Source organism: Lentimicrobium saccharophilum, assembly GCF_001192835.1.
Taxonomy (GTDB): Bacteria; Bacteroidota; Bacteroidia; order Bacteroidales; family Lentimicrobiaceae; genus Lentimicrobium; species Lentimicrobium saccharophilum.
The window spans coordinates 3019233-3040672 of the sequence record NZ_DF968182.1 but is presented as its reverse complement, the minus strand read 5'-3'; the positions used below and the strand labels follow the sequence as shown (position 1 = coordinate 3040672).

Annotated in this window: 19 protein-coding genes, 1 tRNA gene and 1 CRISPR repeat array (1 of these 21 only partly in view); of the genes, 7 read left to right on the top strand and 13 right to left on the bottom strand. The window is 43.5% G+C overall.

Features of this window, described 5'->3' with window-relative positions; genetic code table 11:
* Positions 1–338: a CRISPR direct-repeat array (repeat unit 31 nt; unit sequence CTATCAATCGCACCATCTCTGGAATTGAAAC); it reaches 6077 nt to the left of the window's first position.
* A gap of 277 nt (positions 339–615) precedes the next feature.
* From TBC1_RS11730 to TBC1_RS11720, 3 genes are all read left to right on the top strand, one after another.
* The gene (locus TBC1_RS11730; RefSeq protein WP_062042527.1) at positions 616–1803 is read left to right on the top strand and encodes an outer membrane beta-barrel protein; all 1188 of its coding nucleotides are present in this window, start codon (positions 616–618) and stop codon (positions 1801–1803) included.
* The gene (locus TBC1_RS11725) at positions 1800–3890 is read left to right on the top strand and encodes an IPT/TIG domain-containing protein (protein ID WP_062042525.1); all 2091 of its coding nucleotides are present in this window, start codon (positions 1800–1802) and stop codon (positions 3888–3890) included. Before TBC1_RS11730 ends, TBC1_RS11725 begins: the two co-directional genes overlap by 4 nt.
* 222 nt (positions 3891–4112) lie before the next feature.
* On the top strand, positions 4113–4688 hold the full coding sequence (locus tag TBC1_RS11720) for an HD domain-containing protein (RefSeq protein ID WP_062042523.1): 576 nt from the start codon (positions 4113–4115) through the stop codon (positions 4686–4688).
* A 224-nt stretch (positions 4689–4912) separates the two neighbouring features.
* Here TBC1_RS11720 and TBC1_RS11715 read toward each other — a convergent pair whose 3' ends face one another.
* The 3 genes from TBC1_RS11715 to nadA all read right to left on the bottom strand — a co-directional run bounded on the left by TBC1_RS11715 (position 4913) and on the right by nadA (position 9481).
* The gene (locus TBC1_RS11715) at positions 4913–5548 is read right to left on the bottom strand and encodes a SagB/ThcOx family dehydrogenase (RefSeq protein ID WP_137305618.1); all 636 of its coding nucleotides are present in this window, start codon (positions 5546–5548) and stop codon (positions 4913–4915) included.
* 1431 nt (positions 5549–6979) lie between these two features.
* Positions 6980–8497 (bottom strand): toxin-antitoxin system YwqK family antitoxin, encoded by a 1518-nt coding sequence (locus TBC1_RS11710; RefSeq protein ID WP_062042520.1) that lies wholly within the window; start codon positions 8495–8497, stop codon positions 6980–6982.
* 33 nt (positions 8498–8530) lie between these two features.
* On the bottom strand, positions 8531–9481 hold the full coding sequence (nadA, locus tag TBC1_RS11705) for a quinolinate synthase NadA (RefSeq protein ID WP_062042517.1): 951 nt from the start codon (positions 9479–9481) through the stop codon (positions 8531–8533).
* 545 nt (positions 9482–10026) lie between these two features.
* On the opposite strand from nadA, the gene rpiB reads away from it, so the two are divergent.
* Both rpiB and TBC1_RS11695 read left to right on the top strand, forming a co-directional pair.
* Positions 10027–10476, top strand: coding sequence for a ribose 5-phosphate isomerase B (gene rpiB / locus TBC1_RS11700; RefSeq protein WP_062042514.1), 450 nt, complete (start codon positions 10027–10029; stop codon positions 10474–10476).
* A gap of 8 nt (positions 10477–10484) precedes the next feature.
* The gene (locus tag TBC1_RS11695) at positions 10485–11876 is read left to right on the top strand and encodes a LutB/LldF family L-lactate oxidation iron-sulfur protein (RefSeq protein ID WP_062042511.1); all 1392 of its coding nucleotides are present in this window, start codon (positions 10485–10487) and stop codon (positions 11874–11876) included.
* Positions 11877–11899: 23 nt separating this feature from the next.
* Here the strand turns inward: TBC1_RS11695 and TBC1_RS11690 are convergent, their stop codons facing one another.
* Genes TBC1_RS11690 through TBC1_RS11680 form a run of 3 tightly spaced genes read right to left on the bottom strand, consistent with a single transcriptional unit; the run spans position 11900 to position 13841 of the window.
* Positions 11900–12781 (bottom strand): fructosamine kinase family protein, encoded by an 882-nt coding sequence (locus TBC1_RS11690; protein WP_062042508.1) that lies wholly within the window; start codon positions 12779–12781, stop codon positions 11900–11902.
* 11 nt (positions 12782–12792) lie between these two features.
* Complete coding sequence (locus TBC1_RS11685; RefSeq protein ID WP_062042505.1) at positions 12793–13239, bottom strand: hypothetical protein; 447 nt, start codon at positions 13237–13239, stop codon at positions 12793–12795.
* Between the two features lie 35 nt (positions 13240–13274).
* Complete coding sequence (locus TBC1_RS11680) at positions 13275–13841, bottom strand: RNA polymerase sigma factor (protein WP_062042502.1); 567 nt, start codon at positions 13839–13841, stop codon at positions 13275–13277.
* Positions 13842–14001: 160 nt separating this feature from the next.
* Between TBC1_RS11680 and TBC1_RS11675 the strand changes: the two genes are divergently transcribed.
* On the top strand, positions 14002–14373 hold the full coding sequence (locus tag TBC1_RS11675; protein ID WP_062042499.1) for a DUF6249 domain-containing protein: 372 nt from the start codon (positions 14002–14004) through the stop codon (positions 14371–14373).
* Here the strand turns inward: TBC1_RS11675 and thpR are convergent, their stop codons facing one another.
* Entirely contained in the window at positions 14374–14937 is a 564-nt protein-coding gene (gene thpR / locus TBC1_RS11670) for an RNA 2',3'-cyclic phosphodiesterase (protein WP_062042496.1), read from the bottom strand.
* 110 nt (positions 14938–15047) lie between these two features.
* On the opposite strand from thpR, the gene TBC1_RS11665 reads away from it, so the two are divergent.
* Positions 15048–15121 (top strand) — tRNA-Ala (locus TBC1_RS11665).
* A gap of 64 nt (positions 15122–15185) precedes the next feature.
* On the opposite strand, the gene TBC1_RS11660 is transcribed toward TBC1_RS11665, so the two are convergent.
* The 6 genes from TBC1_RS11660 to TBC1_RS11635 all read right to left on the bottom strand — a co-directional run bounded on the left by TBC1_RS11660 (position 15186) and on the right by TBC1_RS11635 (position 21427).
* Positions 15186–15377: a Sec-independent protein translocase subunit TatA/TatB gene (locus tag TBC1_RS11660; protein WP_201781662.1), complete on the bottom strand. Its 192-nt coding sequence runs from the start codon at positions 15375–15377 to the stop codon at positions 15186–15188.
* A 161-nt stretch (positions 15378–15538) separates the two neighbouring features.
* A complete protein-coding gene (locus TBC1_RS11655; RefSeq protein ID WP_062042493.1) occupies positions 15539–16801 on the bottom strand; it encodes a murein hydrolase activator EnvC family protein in 1263 nt (420 codons plus the stop codon).
* An 11-nt stretch (positions 16802–16812) separates the two neighbouring features.
* The gene (locus TBC1_RS11650; RefSeq protein ID WP_062042490.1) at positions 16813–17652 is read right to left on the bottom strand and encodes a DUF4292 domain-containing protein; all 840 of its coding nucleotides are present in this window, start codon (positions 17650–17652) and stop codon (positions 16813–16815) included.
* A complete protein-coding gene (locus TBC1_RS11645) occupies positions 17645–19387 on the bottom strand; it encodes a tetratricopeptide repeat protein (RefSeq protein WP_062042487.1) in 1743 nt (580 codons plus the stop codon). The genes TBC1_RS11650 and TBC1_RS11645 overlap by 8 nt, the downstream gene beginning before the upstream one ends.
* A 43-nt stretch (positions 19388–19430) precedes the next feature.
* The gene (gene dut, locus TBC1_RS11640; protein WP_062042485.1) at positions 19431–19865 is read right to left on the bottom strand and encodes a dUTP diphosphatase; all 435 of its coding nucleotides are present in this window, start codon (positions 19863–19865) and stop codon (positions 19431–19433) included.
* 71 nt (positions 19866–19936) lie between these two features.
* A complete protein-coding gene (locus TBC1_RS11635) occupies positions 19937–21427 on the bottom strand; it encodes a lipopolysaccharide biosynthesis protein (protein WP_062042482.1) in 1491 nt (496 codons plus the stop codon).
* Between the last annotated feature and the right edge of the window lie 13 nt (positions 21428–21440).

The window sequence follows — 21440 nt, the reverse complement described above, 5'->3', positions numbered from 1 at the left end:
GAAACCCGAGGATGGCAATGTTTTTCTCGACCGCAATCCCGCCTATCAATCGCACCATCTCTGGAATTGAAACACATGGTTTTTGCTCTGACTCATCAACAGCTCGATCTATCAATCGCACCATCTCTGGAATTGAAACGAAGGTGTTGAGCTTCCGGAGGCCACCGACCTAAGCGCTATCAATCGCACCGTCTCTGGAATTGAAACTGAACTACTACGACAGGTCAGAAGTAAGCAACAGCTATCAATCGCACCATCTTTGGAATTGAAACTTCGTTCAGCTCCTTTATCAGCTGATCCGCTTTCACTATCAATCGCACCATCTTTGGAATTGAAACAGAAAGTTTTTTGGGCAAGGCGCCGGAGTCTGAATATCATTCACACCATCCAAAAAACCACACAAACGGATAAGCTAAAAAACTCCATCTTTGCAATATGATCTTTAATGCCATTCAATTCGCTGCCGATGCCCGGTGCTTAGCCGAATCACAGTAAGTTTTTTTAAAATACATCAAAAACAATTCCTTATTAAAAATATGTATTTTTGAAAGTTATTAAAGTGGTAAAGCCGAGAATACATATAAGAATAACCTGAAAATTATAACTAGTTTTATAATGAAAAATAAAATCATATTTGTAATTACATTTTTTGTATTACTGGCTAATAGTTCTTTCAGCCAGAGTGACTTCCGGAACGGATTTATAATAACTCCGGAGAATGATACGATTTATGGTCAGGTAAATTATCGGTCAAACCTGAATAATTATAAATCTTGTATATTCATAGGTGAACAAGAAGGCAGGAAGTACTATCCGCATGAAATTAAAGGATTTGGATATAATAATGATAAATTCTTCGCATCTCAAATTATTGAAGGCTCTTTTGTGGAAGCATTAGTAATTGGTGATATCAGCCTTTACAAATCCAAAGATAAATATCATATAAAAAAAGACACGAGCATTTATGATTTGGAATCTTCCCGTGAAGAAGTGAAAATAGGCAGGAAAGTCTATGTGAGGGAAAGCAATAAATGGCGTGGTATAATATCTGCTTTGATTAGCGATTGTTATTATAATACGACTGATATTATTTCGAATATTAATCTGAATGAGAAGAGTTTAACAAACTTAGTTGTCGAATATAATCAATGCAAAGGTTCAGCGTTTAAAGAATTCAAGACAAAAAAACCGTGGATAAATTATGATTGGGGAGCTGCTGTTGGCCTGGCAAGGTCTGAGATTCAAATAAGTAAATATTCAACGTATTATCTATATCTTGATGACTCCTATTGCTCCGTTGATCCTTCAGCAGGAATTCTTTTCACTATTTCTTCACCCCGAATTACAGAAAAATTTGCTTTCCAGGGGGAAATTCATTACATAAAATCCGGTTACTCATCCCTGGTTGTGCTGAATCAGTCATCAACAGAATATTATGACACTTATATTGACCTGACAACATTATCAATGCCCCTTTCATTAAAGTACTCTTTCCCTGAAAAAAAATACGGATTGTATTTACAAGGTGGGATCAACTATGATTATCATCTGAATTCAGAGACGAAACTGATGACTGAGATTGTTTCGGGAAATGTTGTAAATACATATCCTGAGCGATCAGCGTTTAAGATTAATAACAATCAAATCGGATATTGGGCAGGAATTGGTATTCTTAAATCATATCCAAAATTTAAAGCCGGCATCGCTGTCCGCTATTTTGAAATGTCCGCACTTAACAGTACCGGAATTTTCAAAGCAAGTAACAATCGCATTATGATAAATCTTATTCTTATCACAAAATGAAAGCAATCTTAAGGAACCTTCTGTTGATCTCATTGCTGAGTTTGCTGGTAAAGTGTAATAAAGATGAGGTTACCGGTCGCGATTATCCAAGAATAAAAACACTTCCCGTTACCGAAATTACCCCGGATGGTGCAAGGTTTAATGCAGAAATAATTTTTCGGGGCAATTTTGAAGTAATTAATTACGGATTTGTATGGAGTGAATATATAAATCCGGCAATAGAAAACAGCGACAGGGTCATATACTCAGATAATATTGATTCTAAAAATTTTACAGAGACAATAGAAACTGCCTTGAAAGAAAATGTTTCCTATTATGTTCGGGCATTTATTAAAACAAAGGATTTTATCGTTTACGGGGAGAATATAAGCTTCCTGAGCCTGGGGAGCAAGGCTCCCAAAATACAGGATGTTTTTCCGCTTGAAGGAACAGTAGGAGATACATTAACAATCAGGGGAAAAAACTTCAGTTATGTTAACCAAAACAACGATATTTTTTTCAACAACTTTAAAACAAAAGCATTAGCAAGCACTGATTCCCTGATTCTGGTTGTAGTTCCTGAAATTACCACTCCGACCAATATTATTTCAGTCAGCGTTACCGGTAATTCCGCTGGTTTCCCGGATTCTTTCATTATCACAACTCCCCTGATTTATTCTGTTCATCCTGAATCAGTAACATTTGCAGATACAATTGAAATAAACGGTGATTGTTTCAGCCAGTTGATTGAAGCAAACAAGGTCTTTCTTGGGAATACACAAGCCAGTGTTATAACGTCTTCCAAAAAAAGATTAAAGATTATTGTGCCTAATGAACTGGAAAAATCTTCCAATGAACTCCGGATCGTTTTAGGCGGGAGAGAAGCCGTTTTCGAATCCGTTTTGATTAAACCACCAGCAATTTTTTCAATAAATAGCGATCTGATTAAGACGTTCGATGTTGAAAATATGACAATTACCGGTGAAAATTTTAATCCATTACCTCAGAAAAACAAAGTTTCTTTTGGTGAGCACCAGGTAAAAATTATTTCATCAACCGGCACCCAATTAGTCGTTGAATTCCCGAGAAGTCTGATTCCTCTCAGGGAAGTCAGTGTTTTTGAAACCCTGGATGTTTCAGTAAGTGTTCTTGATCAGAACTTTACCCTGGAAGAAGCGTTAAGAGTTGATTATAAAAGTACTTGGACAAAAATGAGGGACTTCCCGGGTAATCCAAGGATATATGGTGCGTATTTTTCAATAGGCGATAAAGGATACATTGGACTGGGAGGTGGTAGTGAATTTGGAAGCTGGTACAAAGACTTCTGGGAATACGATCCTGTTACGGATATATGGATCCGGCTTGAAGATTTTCCCGGTGATGCAAGAAATAAGTTTGCCACTTTTGTAATCGGAGAAAAGGCATATATAATTTGTGGTACAAAAGGCAATCAATATACCCCGGACTACAACTTAAGCGAAGTCTGGGAGTTTAATGGAATTACCCGCACCTGGACCCGGAAAAATGATTTTCCGGGGGGAGCAAGATTCAGTCCATTCGGATTTTCAATCGGCAGTTATGGTTATGCCGGAGGCGGCGCTTATGGTAATTACGAAGAAAAAATGGATTTCTGGAAATACGATCCGGTTACGGATACCTGGAGTCAATTAAACGATATTTACTATGGCATCTGGAACGAAGATATGCTCACGATCTCCTCTTCAAATACGGCGCATATTCTTGCGAAATATTACGGAAGCTATGGCGGAAGCAGGTATTTCTGGGAATACGATGAAGTGAATGACAGCTGGACAGAACTATCCCATTGTCCGATCGGAAGCAGAGAAATGAGCGGATTCAGGATAAATAATAAAATTTATGCCGGTTTGGGTCTGTTTTCCAGCTTTGATGGTTCAAATGTCTGGATTGATTACGACATCGCCTCAAATACCTGGAATTATTCGGACAATGTATTTGCCGGCGGTTACAGAAGAAATGCTTCCACTTTTACAATAGGGAATACGGGGTATATTCTCCTGGGGCTCTCAGGAAGTCATTATGCAAACAGGAATGATGTCTGGAAATTTGATCCCTCAAAACCGGATTGACAGAATATAATTTCAATGTATGCTTACACCGGATATAACAACCGTCAGGCTTGAAATAAATTCAGTTTTATTGCTGTGCTTTGATTGTAATGCAACATGATAATGAAGATATATAAAACAATTGCTTTTCGTATGTCAAACCCGGTGACAGATATCAATCATTCACAGCATCCACCAAACCAGGCAAACCGGATAAACTAACATAAACTACAATTTTGCACTATGATCTTCAATGCCATTCAATTCGCTGCCGATGCCCACGCAGGACAATACCGAAAGGGCACCAATATCCCCTATATTTCCCACCCTGTAAATGTGATGAAAACCCTGTGTCAACAGGGATGTGATGAAGAAACCATTGCCGCCGGCATTCTCCATGATGTGGTGGAAGATACGCCCGTTACCCTTGAAATGGTGGAACAACACTTCGGAAAAAGGGTGGCCCGGTTGGTGGCCGGCGCCTCGGAACAGGATAAAATTACAGACAAACACCTGCCCGAACCCGACTGGAAAGTACGCAAGCAGCGGACCCTGCACCACCTGGAGCAGGAATCCGACCTTTCGGTCCTGATGATATCCTGCGCCGACAAGCTCGACAATGCAAGGGCCATTCTGCACGATTACCGGGAAAAGGGCGAAGAACTCTGGTCGCGTTTTAAAGCAGGTAAAGACGAACAAAAATGGTACTATTCTTCCCTGGCCGGGGTACTGGTAAAAAGGGGAAACGAACACGGAAACCCGTTGCTGAAAATGGCGCTGGAACTTGAAACCACCGTGAATCAGATATTCCTGTCCTGATTCTCACCCTGCCTGATTTTCCAGGATTTCCGGTTATTATAAAATTCCCGGAAAAATAATCACAGTTACAAGCTTTATCATAAATGAATACTCCTGTAAACACACACAGGTATACATTATCTGCGCAGAAGTTCACATCTTGTGCAGATGGAATCAATGTCGCAATGACAGATGATAAGCAAGGCCTTTATGTGTACTAAATCACCATAAAATGCAGGCCATTTCTAGGGCCTGTAACCCACTGTCTGGGCCCCCACCACATGCTGTGAAGGCTTCAGATTCATCAGGCTGTGCATAGCCTCACGGTCCACCATGGCACGCATCACAGTGTTAAGTCCTTCGGAAGCGCAATAGAGATAAACATTCTGTGAAATATATCCCGCACTCAAACCGGAATACAAAGATTTATCCTGTGCTTCCTTCATACGGTCATAGTCGGAAACATATACCAGATTTACAGGCGCTTTTTCTACAAAATCCTGCATCCCGGAAGCTTTCCGGTGATCGCCCGCGACAACCTGCACAAGTTTATGTCCCGCTTCATCATAAAGATAAATTCCTTCTTTCAGAAACACATATACCTGCACATCCTGCCAGTTGCGGGCCGAGGGTGCGGTGCGTTTTCCGCTTTCCGGACGGTTGATGCCGCAGGCAGCCCACAGCAATCCAGACAGATGTTCCTGCGAAAGCATCTCTTCACTGAATTCACGGTGGCTACTCCGTTCACTCAATGCCTGCATCAGCGGCTTGCCCGATTTCAGATCAGGCGGGGATAAAGGAATCTCCCCCTCCTGGGAAAAGACAAAATCTGGTGTCATAAGGCTGAACGCGAATAAAACGGAAAAAAACAATTCTTTCATAACAAATAATTTTTTTGAAACCGGGATCAGGCGTTTCCGGTTTTTCAAAGATAACGAAACTTAGCAAACAGAGGCAGGAGGATAAGGTTGAGGTTATGCTTCGGCTGGTCTCGGCTGGTCTCGTTCCGATGGCTATCGGAATCGCTCGACCACCGCCGCTCGACCACCGTCGCTCACCACAAGTCGCTCAGCAACCAGGGTTAAGGTTGAGCGCGTAGAATGGACGGAGTATTGCAATAACAGAAAGTTAAAAAATTAACAATGATTACCAGGTGCATAGGTGCGTAGCATTGTGTAAATTTAAAAATCCCGCCTGTTGCGGGACAAGTCATAAAAATGCGGTAATGCAGTTTATCTGATTCCGGCAAAGTAGCCGGGAAAACTGTACCCTATTGTGTCCTATTCCCGGCAAAATAGCCGGGACAAGTTGTGTCTATTGTGGTGAAAAGAAACTTGCCACATTTTCCAAAATCTACTAAGAAATAACCACAGCAGGCACATTAGAACACAATAGGTTCATGCATTAACTTAAAGCTGATGAGATTTCATTGTCATGAATCATTGAATTCTGCGTTTCCTGAAAACGATCTAATGTGTCCTATTGTGTCTATTGTGGTGAAAAGAAACTTGCCACATTTTCCAAAATCTACTAAGAAATAACCACAGCAGGCACATTAGAACACATTAGGTTCATGCATTAACTTAAAGTTGATGAGATTTCATTGTCATGAATCATTGAATTCTGCGTTTCCTGAAAACGATCTAATGTGTCCTATTGTGTCTATTGTGGTGAAAAGAAACTTGCCACATTTTCCAAAATCTACTAAAAAATAACCACAGCAGGCACATTAGAACACATTAGGTTCATGCATTAATTTAACGTTGATAAGATTTCAAAGCCTCGAATCATTGAACGCTGAGTTTCCTGAAAACAATCAATTGTGGCCTGTTCCCGGCAATGTAGCCTGGACAAGTTGTGTCTTATGTGGTTTATTAATCCACCTGACATTCTATGGCACGCGTCAGGCCCTGTCGCAACTTTTCGCGGGAAGACGCGCTCCCGCTGACGCAGATGTCCCTTCCGTGCGCGGTATTCAACTTATCAAGGTTTAATCGTCTTTTAAACACCTAACAGGTCAGAAGAAAACCTGTCAGGTGGATCCTTATCCCTCTCTCTCCTTCTTCAGGCGTCCCTCGTCCCTTGCCCATCTGAAAAGCCTAAAATTATCTATGTAACGAAATGCCCGGTCAAATCACCAAATCCGGAATCTAAAATCAATAACTGGCAATTTCAATGCAAATTACCACCTATATACTTAAATATCAATCTATTTAGAAATTAAAAATTAGAAATTAGAAATTCTTTTAACCTCAATTTCCCCTGTTAAAACAGCATCATAAATCTAAAATCATAAATCTAAAATCCGAAATCTACTCCAGGGGTTCCGGTTTAATCCTTACGCCGTCGTATTTCTTTTCGATGCCGTTCTGGTAACTGATCACCATAAATACCGTTCCATCGGTATTATACTGAATCCAGTCGCCGTTTTTCATACCCATCAGGTACTCGCCTTCGTCTTTCTTTTTACCATCTGGCCAGAACCAGATATGGCGCCCGTTGGGATTGTCGTCGATATAAGCGCCCTGAAAACTCAACTCCCCGTTGTCGTAGTAATATTTCCAGTCACCGTTGCGCATTCCGCTGCGGTAGGTGCCTTCTTCGCGATGGTCGCCGTGCTGGTATTTCCAGAATCCTTCCTCCAGTCCGTCAACATACTCACCCTGAATAATCACGGTTCCATTTTCATCATATTCCGTAAATAATCCTTCCGACTTTCCGTTCAGGAAATTCTCTTCACGCAGCAACAATCCATCTTCGTAATACCATTTCCACAGACCATCAGAATTCCCCTGGTTGTTGTAATTGCCTTCCTGTTCCAGGTTTCTGTTCTGATGGTAGAAACGCCATTTGCCGATGCGTTTGCCATTCCGGTATACACCTTCCGACCTCAGTGTCCCGTCTGCATAGAACTCCTTCCACGGCCCGTCTTTTACCCCTTCATCGTCAATAATCCCTTCGGCCGTAATCACTCCGTTGGTAAAGGTGTAAGCGGCAACCACCTGTCCCTTTTCATCGTACTCCCGCCTTATGCCTTCGGGGGTATCGCCCTTGTAGCTGGCCCTGGTTTTTACTTTTCCGTCAGGATAATAATCGGTGCGTACATCCAGTTTGACCAGTTCGGGCGGCTCTTCCTGCTTAACATCATTCACATATTTGGCAATATCAATGAGCATGCCTTTTTCGTCATACTCTTTGAAATAGCCGTTGCGCTTATCATCCCTGTAATTGCCTTCGGTTTTCACTTTCCCGTCGGGGTAGAAAAATTTCCATTTACCCTGTTTCAGTCCGTTGCGGTCGCGGCGGTTGATGTTTTCGCGATCCACCACAAAACCGCGCCGGTATTCTATCATGGTAATCACCGTTCCATCCTGGTCGTATTCACGCGCATACCCGTTTTCGAGGCCGTTTTCGAAATTAATCGTCCGCATTATTTTCCCGTCAGGATAAAAATAAACGGTTAGTCCGTGTTTCACGTCATTCGAAAAATTCTCTTCAATAATTTCATTTTCCCTGAAAGTGCGTCGGATGCCTTCCTTTTTGCCGTTCAGATAGGTAATCTGCAGGGTGGTTTTACCGTTTTCGTCATAAAAACTCCAGATGCTGTCGAGTTCGAAATTTCTACGGTTTCCTTCCGATTTCAGGGTGCCGTTTTCCCAGTAAGTTTTCCAATAACCATCAGGTTTTCCGTCGCGCATCATCCCTTCGCTGGAAACCTTGCCATCGGGATGGTAAAAGCGGTTGAATCCGTTGGGTACAACGGTGTTGTCCTGCGCTTTCAGAAGAAAGGCAATCATCACTAAAACCAGAAACAGCAGTGATTTTCGCATTTTGTAAAATTACGCAAATCAGCGGAATTTTTCCTATCTGATCAGTTTTGCTGCTTTTGAAATTTCCAGCATCCTGATAATCGGTTCTTTGGCCCGTTCTATAACAGCGGTATCCAGTAAAATTTCCGGAGATTCATTTTTCAGACAGAGATACAATTTCTGTACCGTATTCATTTTCATATAAGGACAATCGTTACAGGAACAGGTTTCATCCGATGGCACAACAATAAATTCCTTATCGGGAGAAGCTTTCTGCATCTGATGAATGATACCGCCTTCGGTTGCCACTATATACCGTTTGCAGGAATCCTTTCTGGTATATTCGAGCAAAGCGGCGGTAGATCCGATGAATTCGGCCAGTGCAAGCACCGGTCCCCGGCATTCGGGATGTGCGATCAATTTTGCATCCGGATTTTGCATTTTCAGCTGTATCACTTTTTCGTCACTCAGCTGGTTATGCACATGACAACTCCCGTCCCACAAAACCATGTTGCGCCCCGTTTGTCCGTTAATGTAAGCGCCCAGGTTTTTGTCAGGGACAAATATCAGTTTTTCATCCTGCGGAAAAGATTCCACAACCATTTTTGCATTGCTGGAAGTGCATATTACGTCCGACATCGTTTTAACGGCTGCAGAGCAATTTATATACGAAACCACCTTATGCCCCGGGTGAGCCTCAATAAAGCGCTTAAAATCGTCCGGAGGGCAACTGTCGGCCAATGAGCAGCCGGCTTCAAGGTCGGGCAATAACACTTTTTTATCAGGACTGAGTATTTTTGCTGTTTCAGCCATAAAATGCACACCTGCAAAAACAATTATATCAGCATTGGTTTCCGCTGCTTTTTGCGAAAGCTGCAGGCTGTCACCTACAAAATCGGCGATATCCTGTATTTCCGGTACCTGATAATAGTGCGCCAGAATTACCGCATTCTTTTCCTTCCGCATTTTATCAATCTGACTCAGCAATTCTTCGTTGGTTTGCATCCCGTTATTGTTTTGTGAATAAATCGGTCATTTCGGTTTTTAATAATGAAATCTTTAAATAAAAATCATTATTATTATTACTGCTGTTAATTCTGTTGGAAAATTGTTGATTTTACTTCTTGCTTTTTTCCTTATCAGTAGTTTATCAACAACCGGTTAACCGGAAAAAATTCAGATTAATGTTGTATCACAAATATTTAGCCAACTATTAACATTTTGTTGATAATATGATTCCAACAGGTACAAAAGTATCTGAAAGATGTTTATTTCTGTTGATTGCCTGTTAATTGTTTTTGACAAAAAAGACTAATTTCATTCATAATGCATGCTATCCCGAAAATTCTTAACAGGTCAGGCAATTTTTCAGGATTTTGTAACAATGTCAAACGGAAATTAACAAATTTTTGTTAATAAACTATATTTTATTGATTATTAGTTAATTAAATTGTCATAGATGTAAACCGTAATTTTTAAGTGTCTTATTTCTAACCGGCTCTGCTGATAACCTCAATTAATGATTAATTTTGTGATTAAATTTATTAACAATGTGGGATAAATCACAAATACTGGCATTGGCAAGCGATCATGCAGGGTTCGAATTAAAGTCATTTCTGATAAAAATACTTAAGGAAGAAGGATATCAATTTCAGGATTACGGGGCTTTTTCGACAGAAAGTGTTGATTATCCTGATTTTGCGCATAAACTTGCAAAATCGGTTCATGCCGGGCTGCACACGCGCGGTATCGTAATCTGCGGAAGCGGAAATGGGGTATGTATGGTTGTGAACAAATATGAGGGTATCCGCGGCGCGCTTTGCTGGAACAGTGAACAGGCAGAACTTACCCGCCGGCACAATGATGCGAATGTGTTATGTTTGCCCGGAAGATTCATTGATTTTGATGATGCCATCAAAGCGGTGAAATTGTTTCTCAATACTGATTTTGAGGGTGGAAGACATAAAACCAGGGTGGACAAAATCAATATAATTGGCTGATTCTGCTGATGATTGAAGTTTACAACAAATTCAGAAAGGATTCATCCTTAAAGGCTGCCGATACTGAGCATCACCGGAAGATAAGTTATAATATCAGCCGGTATGATTTGGCCGTAAAAGCGGGAAAGCAGCAATATGCCAACCTTGAGCTGGCCCGGACCCGGGCGGCTTATCTGAAAAACAAGGTAATCGGTGACCTCGAAAAGTTTCTCGTCGAATTTGAGGTAAACTTTGAAAAAAACGGGGGAAAAATTATCTGGGCGCAGGATGCGGGGGATGCCATCAGGGAAATTCTTGAAATTGTTAAGAAATATGATGCGGCCTATGTGGTGAAATCCAAAAGCATGGTTACCGAGGAGATCGGGTTAAATGAACACCTCGTCGAAGCCGGCGTTGAGGCAATTGAAACCGATCTGGGAGAATTTATCGTGCAGCAGGCGGGCGAACAGCCTTACCACATCGTAACCCCGGCAATGCACAAATCAAAAGAAGATGTTGCAGCGCTGTTTAATGAGAAATTCGGACTTCCTCCGGGAAGTACCCCGGAACAGGTAACGGCATTTGTCCGCAGCAGGCTCAGGGAGAAATTCTTTCATGCCAGGGTGGGAATTACCGGTGCCAATTTTCTGGTGGCTGATACCGGTTCTGTCTGCCTTACCGAAAATGAGGGCAATGGTTTAATGAGTACCGCCTTTCCTGATGTGCATATTGTAGTAGCCGGGATTGAAAAGGTGATTCCATCGGTAAAGAACCTCGATCTTTTCTGGCCTTTGCTGGCCACCCACGGCACGGGTCAGAAGATGACTGCCTATAACAGCCTTATCAGCGGACCCCGTCAGGAAGGCGAATCTGACGGGCCGGCGGAGATGATCGTGATTCTGCTCGACAACAGCCGCTCGGAAGTATTGTCGCGGAAAAACCAGCGGCGTGCGCTGGGCTGCATCCGCTGCGGGGCCTGTCTGAATACCTGTCCTGTTTATAAAACCATTGGCGGACATGCCTACGGAACCACTTACAGCGGACCAATAGGATCGGTCATCACTCCCTGGATGAAAGGGCTGAATGAATACAAACACCTGAGCTTCGCCTCTACCCTTTGCGGAAGCTGTACCGAAGTCTGTCCGGTAAAAATCAATCTTCATGAATTGCTGCTATATAACCGCAACGACAGCGTGAAGCAGGGCAGCTACACCGTGTTTGATGCGTTTTCCATGTTTACCTGGAAGAAGATCATGTTGAACCGGAAATGGATGGATACAGGCAGCGCAAAAATGAAAAATATGGTTTTTAAAAAGGCTTTTTCCGGTTTGTGGGGTCCTGAACGGGAATTACCGGAGATAGCCGCTGATAATTTCAAACAGTTGTGGGAAGAACGCAGGGAAGGAAAAATCAGAAAATAGCAGAAAGGTGTCCTGTAAAGAATTCAGAGATATTGCCTGAGTACCTGCCTAACACCTGAAACGTATCCTCCTCCGAAAAGATTTACATGCACCAGCAGCGGATAGAGCTGATTCAGCGATATCCGTTCTTCCCAGCCGTATGCAAGCGGGAATGACTCGTTGTATGCAGCATAAAAGCGGGAATCAAATCCTCCGAAAAGCCTGGTCATGGCGATGTCAATTTCCCTGTGTCCATGATAAACAGCCGGATCTATCAGACAAACATGACCATCTTTGCTCCATATAAAATTTCCGTTCCAGAGGTCTCCGTGCAGCAAAGAGGGTGGTTCTGCCGGTATCAGGTCTTTAAGTTTCAGAAAAAGCTTGTCGAAAGAATTACAATCCTGGCCGTTGAGTAATCCTGATCTCCGGGCCATAGTTACCATTGGCTGAAGGCGTTGTTCTGCCAGAAAACCCGCCCATTGATCACAGGGCGTATTTTGCTGGATGAGGGAACCTATGTAATTATCATGATCCAGGCCAAAGTAGCCTGCATTTACCCGGTGCAGGCAGGCCAGCCGGCGCCCGAAATCTTCCCAGAAGTCTGGCTGGTTTCCACCGCCAGCCTCATCTTCCATCAGCAGAAAGGAAAATTTACCGGCCTGCGTGCACAGGAATACTTCCGGAACTTTAATACAGGCAGTATTACGGATTATTTCCAGTCCCTTGCTTTCCGCTTCAAACATGCCCGGATAACGGGCGGCATCGTTGAATTTGATAAAATATACGGCCGATGTTGTGCGTATACTGAATGCCCGGTTGATGGATCCGCCGGAAACGGGCGAAACCGAGGTTATTTTACGGTGGCCGGGATGGACTTTACCCAACCAGTTCTCAACTGCCTCCCGGATGGCCGGTGGAATCATGGAGACCTCGTTTAGAAAAGAAAGGAACGTTTCTGTTGAAATCCGTTTCTGATAAGTCGTTCAAACAAAAGCAACAAACCCACGGAAAGGAAGATAATGATCATGGTTGAAGAATTTTTCAGGTATGAAACGATGCTGTTGAAACCTTCAAGAATTCCCAGTGAAGCATTCAGCAGGTTCCGCAACTGGTCGGTATCTGAGAAAAGATTGATTTTCATAAATGGCCACTGGGCGAACAACATGATTACAACTATTACCAAAGCCGCAAACAAAGAAAGATACCCCCATAGCATTTGCCTGCGGTATTCCGGTGTGTCGGTAAGGGGCTCAATTCCTGACTGAATCTGCTGCATAATTCCGCTTGTGAAACCTTCAGGAGCCTTTTCAAGCGGCAGATTGGCCATCAGCTGTGTCAGGAACCTGTCATTTTCCGTTTCACTGAATTTATCGTTTGTCATAATCTGCAAATTTAATCAACCTGTGATAAATGCTATCACGCAATTTTTAACTGCATCCGCTCAGCCATAGCTGCATAAAGTTTTTTTCTGATGCGGTGAAGTTTGACTTTTACATTTGAAACCGAAAGTCCGGTAATTATTCCGATCTCTTCCACACTCTGCTGATGCTGATAAAACAGGTTAATCAGCATCAGTTCATCTTTCTGAAGCGTTTTCAGCGCGGCATTCATGAGTTCAATCTTTTGTTGTTCGTCAAGCATTCCGGCGTTCTCCCTTACCTCGTCCGTGCTGTAGTTTTCAACCATGCGCTCATCAATAGCCTGCGTGATAATACTTTTTTTCCTTGTTCTGGAAACAGCGGTATTATATGCAATCCTGAAAAGCCAGGTACTGAACCGGGCTTCATATTTAAAACCCGGGAGGGCGTGGAATGCCTTGAGAAAAGTATCCTGGGCGGCTTCCTCGGCCTCTTCCCTGTTTCTGATGACCTTCAGAATCAACGAAAACACCATGTCCTTATACCTGTCAACCAATACTGAATAGTTTGCAGTATTGCCTTCAAGTATGCTGCCGATAATTTTTATATCGTCGTTCTGGTTCATCGTTGTGTTTTAGACGTCAGGCAGGTGACGGGGTTACAAACGGACAGGAAATTTTACAATTTCATTTCATTGGCAATTCATCATGTGATTTATTCAAGGTTCTGTAACCGGCAAATTCATTCTGCGTCAAACTGGCAACGAACCCAAAAACATTTAAGCCATGAATGACTTTCTGATACCCGCCACAGTTTTTGCCACCATCTATGGCGTGATTTACTTGTTTATCCGCAAAAGGGAGCGGATGGCCCTGCTCGACCGTGGATTGGATCCAAGATCGTTCGAATCGGACAAAACCGGTTTTTCCTCACTCAAATACGGCCTGCTCTTTACCGGTATCGGTCTTGGTTTGCTCCTGGCAAATATTCTTGTTTCAGTCGGGGCGATGGAGCGGGAGGCCGCATATTTTTCATTGGTTTCACTCTTTGGTGGTATTGCCCTCATCATTGATTATATGCTTGAAGTGAGTATTACCAAAAGAAACAACAAACAAAAGCAGGAAAGTACCGGTACCGCGGGAGAAAATTTCGGATGATTACCCGAACCTGAATTCCTGTAAAATGGTATATTCAGGCCCCTCTTTTTTCAGTACGCTCTCGTAAAGTTCAAAACCCTCTATCCGCTGTACCCGGAATTTCACGTCCCTGAAGTGGGCAATGATTTCCTGAAAATGATTTTTGTCCCTGATCTCCCTGATTCTGCCGACAGTGAGGTGAGGGACAAAATTTTGCCGGTCACTGATAAATCCGGCCTCTTCAAGAGAAAGATTGAGATTGGAAATGAGTTTTGTGAGAACCGGATTTTCGGTAATGCCAAACCAAATAACACGGGGATTGTAATAGCTGCCGAAGATGCCGGTTTTGGCGAGTTCAAGGTTAAAAGGAGGAATTTCGCGGGTAGCTTTCTGCAGTGCTTCTGTTATAACCGGTATTTCGGTATCAGGGGTTTCCCCGAAAAAGCGGAGGGTTACATGAATGTTATGAAGTTCGACCCATTTAATGATATGAAAACCAAGGACCTGCCGGAGATTATGGTAAATGTCGGAGAAAGCTTCATCCGGTTCAATCCTGATTGCTGCGAAAAGTCGTTTGGTTTCCATCGTAACGCGAATTGACTTTGCAAAGATGGAAAAGAATTGAAAAATATTTCTTTGTTTTCAGGAAAATATTCTAAATTTGCATCCCGTTTCAGCAATGAAGCCTGATCTCCGGGGCGTTAGCTCAGTTGGCTAGAGCGTTAGACTGGCAGTCTAAAGGTCAGGGGTTCGACTCCCCTACGCTCCACAAGGAAGCCTGTAAATCACTGATTTACGGGCTTTTATTTTCATTGGTACCGGTTGGGTGAACCCTATTTTTCGTCCTTCTTTTTATTCTCCTCAGCGTCCTCTCCCGACATCCCGTCTTTAAACTCTTTAATTCCCTTTCCAAGCCCTTTCATCAGTTCGGGAATTTTCTTTCCGCCGAATAACAGAAGAACAATTGCCAGAATAATTACTACCTGCCAGGGACCGATTACGCCCAGTAAAACCTGTGTCATCATGTTGGTGCAGTTAAATACTACTACAAAGTTAATGATTAACTTGATCTGTAGGTGAACTATGTTTAAATGTTTAACCCGGATTATTGGTTGTCAGTGCAATGCTGATTGTGCTGATTACATGTACTTAATCGTTTAAGCATTGTCAAATGCTTAATCCGGGTTTATCGTGACCTTACAATCCATCCCTCGGGATTCTGCAGGTTCTTGCCGTGCCATAGCTCGAAATGGAGGCGGGTTTTCCCTGTTTCATCCGTATTGATCACCCCTATTTCCTGTTTGGTTTTTACTTTATCGCCTTTTTTAACAAACAGCTGATCCAGGTTGGAATATACAGTAAGAAATTCACCGTGTTTTACAATCACTACATTATTGTAGGTTGGAAGGGTCATAGTAGATGTTACCACCCCTTCAAATACAGCCCTGGCTTTTCCCCCTCTTTCTGTGGCAATGTCGATGCCGTTATTCTTCGTTTTTATGCCCTTTAGTACGGGATGCGGGTGCTCACCAAAGGAAGCAGAAATCACTCCTTTTTCAGTCGGCCACGGAAGACGTCCCTTATTGCCGGAAAAATTTGATGAAAGCTCCAGCTCGGCCGGTGTGAGGGCAAATTTGTTCTCCGGTGCCGGTTTGGTACCGGCCTTTTTTGCGGCTTCATTGGCTTTCCTGATCTCTTCGGCAATCAGGTCTTCAATGGCCTTTTGCAACCTGCGGGCTGCCCTCTCGCTTTCGCGCAACTTTTTCAGCAGCTCTTTTTCTTTCCTGGTCAGGTTTTTTACCGTTTGATCCTGTTGATTTTTCTCTTTTGCCAGCTTCTGCTGTTCGCCTTCTTCCATCCGCTTCAACTCCAGTTTGCTTTGCTTCTGTTGTTCAAGCAGCAGAAGTTTTTTATTTAATTCCTCCTGGTTCTGTCTGATTACCCTTACCTGGTTTTGCCTGTAACCGGCATACTGCTGGAAATATTTTAATCGTTGATAAGCCTGGTTAAAATCACGGGCAGAAAAAATAAACATAAGGCGGGAGTATGCATTCCGGTTTTTATTGGCATAGTATATCAGGGATGCATATTCCTTTTTCAAACGTTCGATGGTTTTGGTCAGGTGCCTGATGGTGTCGTTGGTCTGATTAATCTGGTTGTCAAGATTTCTGATTTCACCGCTGATGGCATTGATCAGCTCCTGCCTCCTGCTGATTTGCTTATTTAACAAAACCAGTTGATTTACCGACGTTTGCTTGCTTTTCTTGGTTTCATCAAGCAACCTGTTTGTGTAACTGATTTCCTCTTCAATTTTTGCCTTTTGCTGCTGAAGCTGGCTCTTTTTGTCCTGGGCCTGTAATTCATTCACGCCCGCTGTTAAGATCAGCATAACGGACAGAATGAATGCATTCACATATTTACGGGGCGCACAGCTAAAAGGCAGGTTCATTGAAGTTATGTTTAGAATTTATTAACACGGTTATATTTTTCAGGTATCCTGAATGGGAACTGAAGCGTCTCGCCTGTATTGACTTTTGAATAATCTACCTCAATTTCAACCGCATTTTTATTCTCAGCGGTTTCGAGCTGGAAATTCAGGTGAGAAGGAACCAACTGACCTTCCGTCATCTGGTATTCGTAACGGCCTTCCAGCTTTCTGCCGCTCTGGTTCACTTCTTTGACCAATACCCTGGTGATTTTGAAGTTATCGGGATTGAGCCAGATGTTCTGCAGGGGAATACTTATATTCTGGTTGTGCCTCAGATATTTCTTGAGTTTTCTGCGTTCGGTGGTCACCAGTTTGTATTCCCGGTTATCAATGGAAGCTTTGAAAGAAGAATTTTCATAAAATGAAAAGTCGTTTCCGGTCAGAAAAGCCTGGAGCATATCAAAATCGAGGGTGCTGTTGATCAGGGAATTGATGTAATTGAAATCACTGATGAAGTATGTATTTTCAATGCGGTTCATATATTTCACCGAATCGTTCGAAATAAGCACACGGGCCATTTCAATGCCCAATGCCGGTGAAATGGATATCCAGATCAGGCTGTCTTTTTGTATTCTGATTTGTCCGCTGAAGGAATTGCTGTTCTTATTCTGCCGGAAACCGGCAGAAAACCTGGCCGAAAAGTAATTGTATTTCAACTCATTCTGTTTCAGGTTATCAAACAGGTATTCGGCACCTTGTTCCTTTAAAGGCTCCCTTATCAAGCGTTTGGTTGATGAACATGAGCCCGCGATCAGCAGCACTATGCCTGACAGTAAAATTTTTATTATTGCTCCCCTGATTTGCCTATTCATATAATTTTCCGTCTTTCAGTTTTTGTTCAAGAAGGGCGGAACCCTCGCCGGCAGCCCTGGCCTTTTCCCAGGCGTCTATGGCTTTATTATTACGACCAAGACGGAACAGTATGTCGCCATAATGCTCCATAACCACGGCGCTTGCAGATCCATCCGCCTTCAGGGCCTGTTCTGCATATATCAATGCGGAATTGTAATCACCAATCTGGTACAATACCCATGCATAGGTATCCAGGTATGATGCATTTCCCGGAACAAGCCGGTTGGCTTTTTCCGACATTTCCTTTGCTTTCTCAAGGTTTTCTTTCCTGAGCGAAAGGTAATAGGCGTAGTTGTTCAGTACCAGGGCATTCTCGCTGTTGGCTTTAAGCGATGATTCATATGCCGAGAATGATTCCGCATGATTTCCCAGTGCATGGTGGGCGTCACCGATCATACTGTAAAAATCCGAGATCAACCTGTTATCTCCGGCGACCAGTTTAACCCCGTTGGTAAGCGACTGCACAGCCATTTCATAATTCTTCAGCATATAGTTTGAAAAACCGTTGAAATAATATGGCATTGGCTGCATGGGGAACAGTTCTGATGCCTGTAGGCTTTCCAGGGCCAGTTGACCGTAATCTTCAAGAATTGCATTGGTGCGCAGCAGATTTTCCCAAACCTGGTATTTTCCCGGATCCAGCTGATTCACTTTTCTGAACATTTCCCTGGCTTCCCCGTATTCATCTGACATCATCAGCATTTCTCCCCTGAGCATTAGCGCGCGGGGGTCGTTGGGGTGGATTTCCGCCAGAATTTCTGAAAGCTCAAGCACATCATCCTCAATGCCATCGTAATCTTTAACCTGTGAATAATAGGACATCATGACCTGAATTTTGGTATCGGCATCCAAATAAGGATTGGCGAAACCAGCCTTCAGCGATTCTGTGGCCTTTTCCAGATCTCCCTGTTGACGGTAATAGTCGGCAAGGGATATGTTGATATAGGCATTGTCAGGATCTACAAGCTGAATTTTTTTATAGGTAGCCAGCGCTTCATCACTCTTTCCCTGAAGCAGGTAATATTCAGCCAGCATCGAAAGGATACGGCTGTCCCAGGCGTTTGCTTCGGCAAGTTTTTCAAGTTCTTCCAGGGCCTTTTTCGATTTTCCGGTTGCAAGGTAGATGCGGTGCTTCCGCATCGACAGGTCTTCATTTATTCCCAGGCGCGATTCAAGCTGGTCGTATATCTTTATGGCTTCGGCCGGCTTGTTCAGTTGAAGCCATATATTTGCCAGTTCTATTGCATACTCAGTATTCTGAGGGTCTGAAAGCAGAAGTTTCTCATAAATCAGCCCGGCTTGTTCAGGCTGGTTATTGTTTGCATACAGACTGGCTAAAGTCAGGCTGTACCAGGTATTATCGGGAGATATTTCATAAGCCTTACGGGCAGATTCGATGGATTTTTCAGGATTATTTTTCTGAAAATAGAGCTGTGCCAGTTCGTACCAGGCGGCATCATTCAAAGGATCCTGATTAACACATTCGTTAAACAACTCCAGCGCTCTTTCAGCGTTGCCGGTGAGCTTGGCTTTGTTGGCTTCAAAAAAGAGATTTCTTGCCTTCTGCTGTTCCCTGTAAAGTCGGGCATCTTCCTTACTGATGGAATCTTCGCCTCCTTCAGGCAATTCCTGGGCATTCAGCCGGAAAGAAAGGAACGAAATCAATATCAGCGCTATAATCCTGTAATAATGCATGTTGTAATTATTTCCTGTTAATCTGCAATGAGCAACGGTAACCTCAGTGTAATCCGGTATGTCCGAAGCCTCCCGCCCCCCTTTCGGTATGGTTCAGTTCTTCAACCTCAACCCATTCAGCCTGCTCGTGGCGGCTGACAATCATTTGTGCAATGCGCTCCCCCCGGTTTATGGTGAAAGGTTCCCTGGAAAGGTTTACCAGAATAATCCTGATTTCACCGCGATAATCGGCATCGATGGTGCCGGGCGAATTCAGGATGGTGATGCCATATTTAGCGGCTAATCCGCTGCGCGGACGAATCTGGGCTTCATAACCATCCGGAAGTTCAATATAAAGCCCCGTCGGAATCATGGCGCGCTCAAGCGAAGCCAGTACGACCGGTTCTTCATTGTTTGCCCTTAGGTCCATACCTGCAGATGCCAAGGTTTCGTATGCCGGCAGCGGGTGGGCTGAGTGGTTGACTATTCTGATTTTCATTACAGCTAAACGGATTAGTTTTCACCATGGTGTTGGTGTGCACAAAATTAATCATTCTGAGGTTCTGAACATCAGGCTTTGTGAATCACCCGGCGAAACACTTTACTTTCCCTGTATGCAACGAAGACAATAAAGAAGAGCAGCAAAACGGCGCTGCTGCCATACCTGACCAGCAGATCATCGGTCAGAATCAGCAGTGATGACCCATAGAGCAGCAGGGCTATGATGGTATAGATTGCCGCTCCCGCAAGGTTATATTTTACGGGATAGTACTTCCGGCCAAGGAAATATGAAATTACCATCATTGAAGCATAGCATGCAAAGGTCGCCCATGCGGCACCCATATAACCGAACTTGGGAATCAGCACATAATTCAGCAGCAATGTGATGACGGCTCCGATCACTGATATAATCGCTCCGTAGGTGGTTTTATCGGTCAGTTTAAACCAGATGCTCAGGTTGTAAAAGATGCCGAGAAAAAGATTGGCAAGGAGTAATACGGGTACTACCGGGGCGCCCTCCCTGTAAGCTTCACCCACAAAGAGCATCACGATGTCCAGAAACAACATGATCGAAAGGAATATAAAAAGGCAAACGATCAAAAAGTAATGCATCATCCTGGCGTAGGTGTCCTGCGGATGCTGACCTTTGGCCTGATCAAAGAAGAATGGTTCGGCAGCGTATCTGTAAGTCTGGATAAACAACGTCATCAGAATGGAAACTTTATAACAGGCCCCGTAGATTCCCAATTGCGCCATGGCTTCGGTGGTAGTACCCGGCAGAAGGTGTTTCAGAATAACCCGGTCGAAGGTTTCATTCACGATCCCCGCCATGCCAAAAATCAGGAGGGGCCAGGAATAAGAAAGCATCTTCTTTAACAATGCCGGGTCGGGCTTCATGCTTTTATGCAGAATATCCGGAAGCAGCAGCGCAAAGGTAAGCAGGCTGGCAATCAGGTTTGATATAAAAATATAACCTATGCCGGTTTCCGGATTGTAAATACGGCTGATCAGGCCGGAAATGGCCGTATCAGGGTGTTTTGAAAGCAGGTACGGGCACAGAAGAATAAAAAAGAGATTGAAGCTGATATTCGCCCCGATGTTGACGATTTTGATCAGGGCAAATCGCAACGGCCTGTTTTCAAGCCTGAGCTTAGCGTATGGTATGGTACTCAATGCATCTGTAGCGAGTATCAGGATAAACCATCTGATGTATTCAGGATGGTTGCCGTAGCCCATACGGGCCGAAATTTCAGGGGCAAACAGCAGTCCGGCAACCGAGAAAAGCGCGGAAGTGACCCCCAGAGATGCCATGGCTGTAGCAAATACAGTATTATTCTGCTCCTCGCGCGAGGCAAAACGGAAAAATGCTGTTTCCATGCCGTACGTGAGCAATACAAACAGAAAGGCAACATAGGCATAAACCTCGGTAACAACACCGTATTCGGCTGGAATAAAAGCCCGGGTATAAAGCGGGACAAGCAGATAGTTCAGCAGGCGGCCCACAATGGTAGGAAGTCCGTAGATGGCAGTCTGCCCTGCAAGTTTCCTGAATGGATTCAAAGGCGTCCCCTTT

Coding starts and splice junctions, on each gene's coding strand:
- TBC1_RS11680 (WP_062042502.1), bottom strand. CDS start 13,841: ATGAACCAGAACGACGATATAAAAATTATCGGCAGCATACTTGAAGGC.
- TBC1_RS11650 (WP_062042490.1), bottom strand. CDS start 17,652: ATGAATAGGCAAATCAGGGGAGCAATAATAAAAATTTTACTGTCAGGC.
- nadA (WP_062042517.1), bottom strand. CDS start 9,481: ATGCAAACCAACGAAGAATTGCTGAGTCAGATTGATAAAATGCGGAAG.
- rpiB (WP_062042514.1), top strand. CDS start 10,027: ATGTGGGATAAATCACAAATACTGGCATTGGCAAGCGATCATGCAGGG.
- TBC1_RS11720 (WP_062042523.1), top strand. CDS start 4,113: ATGATCTTCAATGCCATTCAATTCGCTGCCGATGCCCACGCAGGACAA.
- TBC1_RS11675 (WP_062042499.1), top strand. CDS start 14,002: ATGAATGACTTTCTGATACCCGCCACAGTTTTTGCCACCATCTATGGC.
- TBC1_RS11685 (WP_062042505.1), bottom strand. CDS start 13,239: ATGACAAACGATAAATTCAGTGAAACGGAAAATGACAGGTTCCTGACA.
- TBC1_RS11660 (WP_201781662.1), bottom strand. CDS start 15,377: ATGATGACACAGGTTTTACTGGGCGTAATCGGTCCCTGGCAGGTAGTA.
- TBC1_RS11655 (WP_062042493.1), bottom strand. CDS start 16,801: ATGAACCTGCCTTTTAGCTGTGCGCCCCGTAAATATGTGAATGCATTC.
- TBC1_RS11645 (WP_062042487.1), bottom strand. CDS start 19,387: ATGCATTATTACAGGATTATAGCGCTGATATTGATTTCGTTCCTTTCT.
- TBC1_RS11730 (WP_062042527.1), top strand. CDS start 616: ATGAAAAATAAAATCATATTTGTAATTACATTTTTTGTATTACTGGCT.
- TBC1_RS11715 (WP_137305618.1), bottom strand. CDS start 5,548: ATGAAAGAATTGTTTTTTTCCGTTTTATTCGCGTTCAGCCTTATGACA.
- TBC1_RS11695 (WP_062042511.1), top strand. CDS start 10,485: ATGATTGAAGTTTACAACAAATTCAGAAAGGATTCATCCTTAAAGGCT.
- TBC1_RS11690 (WP_062042508.1), bottom strand. CDS start 12,781: ATGATTCCACCGGCCATCCGGGAGGCAGTTGAGAACTGGTTGGGTAAA.
- TBC1_RS11725 (WP_062042525.1), top strand. CDS start 1,800: ATGAAAGCAATCTTAAGGAACCTTCTGTTGATCTCATTGCTGAGTTTG.
- dut (WP_062042485.1), bottom strand. CDS start 19,865: ATGAAAATCAGAATAGTCAACCACTCAGCCCACCCGCTGCCGGCATAC.
- TBC1_RS11710 (WP_062042520.1), bottom strand. CDS start 8,497: ATGCGAAAATCACTGCTGTTTCTGGTTTTAGTGATGATTGCCTTTCTT.
- thpR (WP_062042496.1), bottom strand. CDS start 14,937: ATGGAAACCAAACGACTTTTCGCAGCAATCAGGATTGAACCGGATGAA.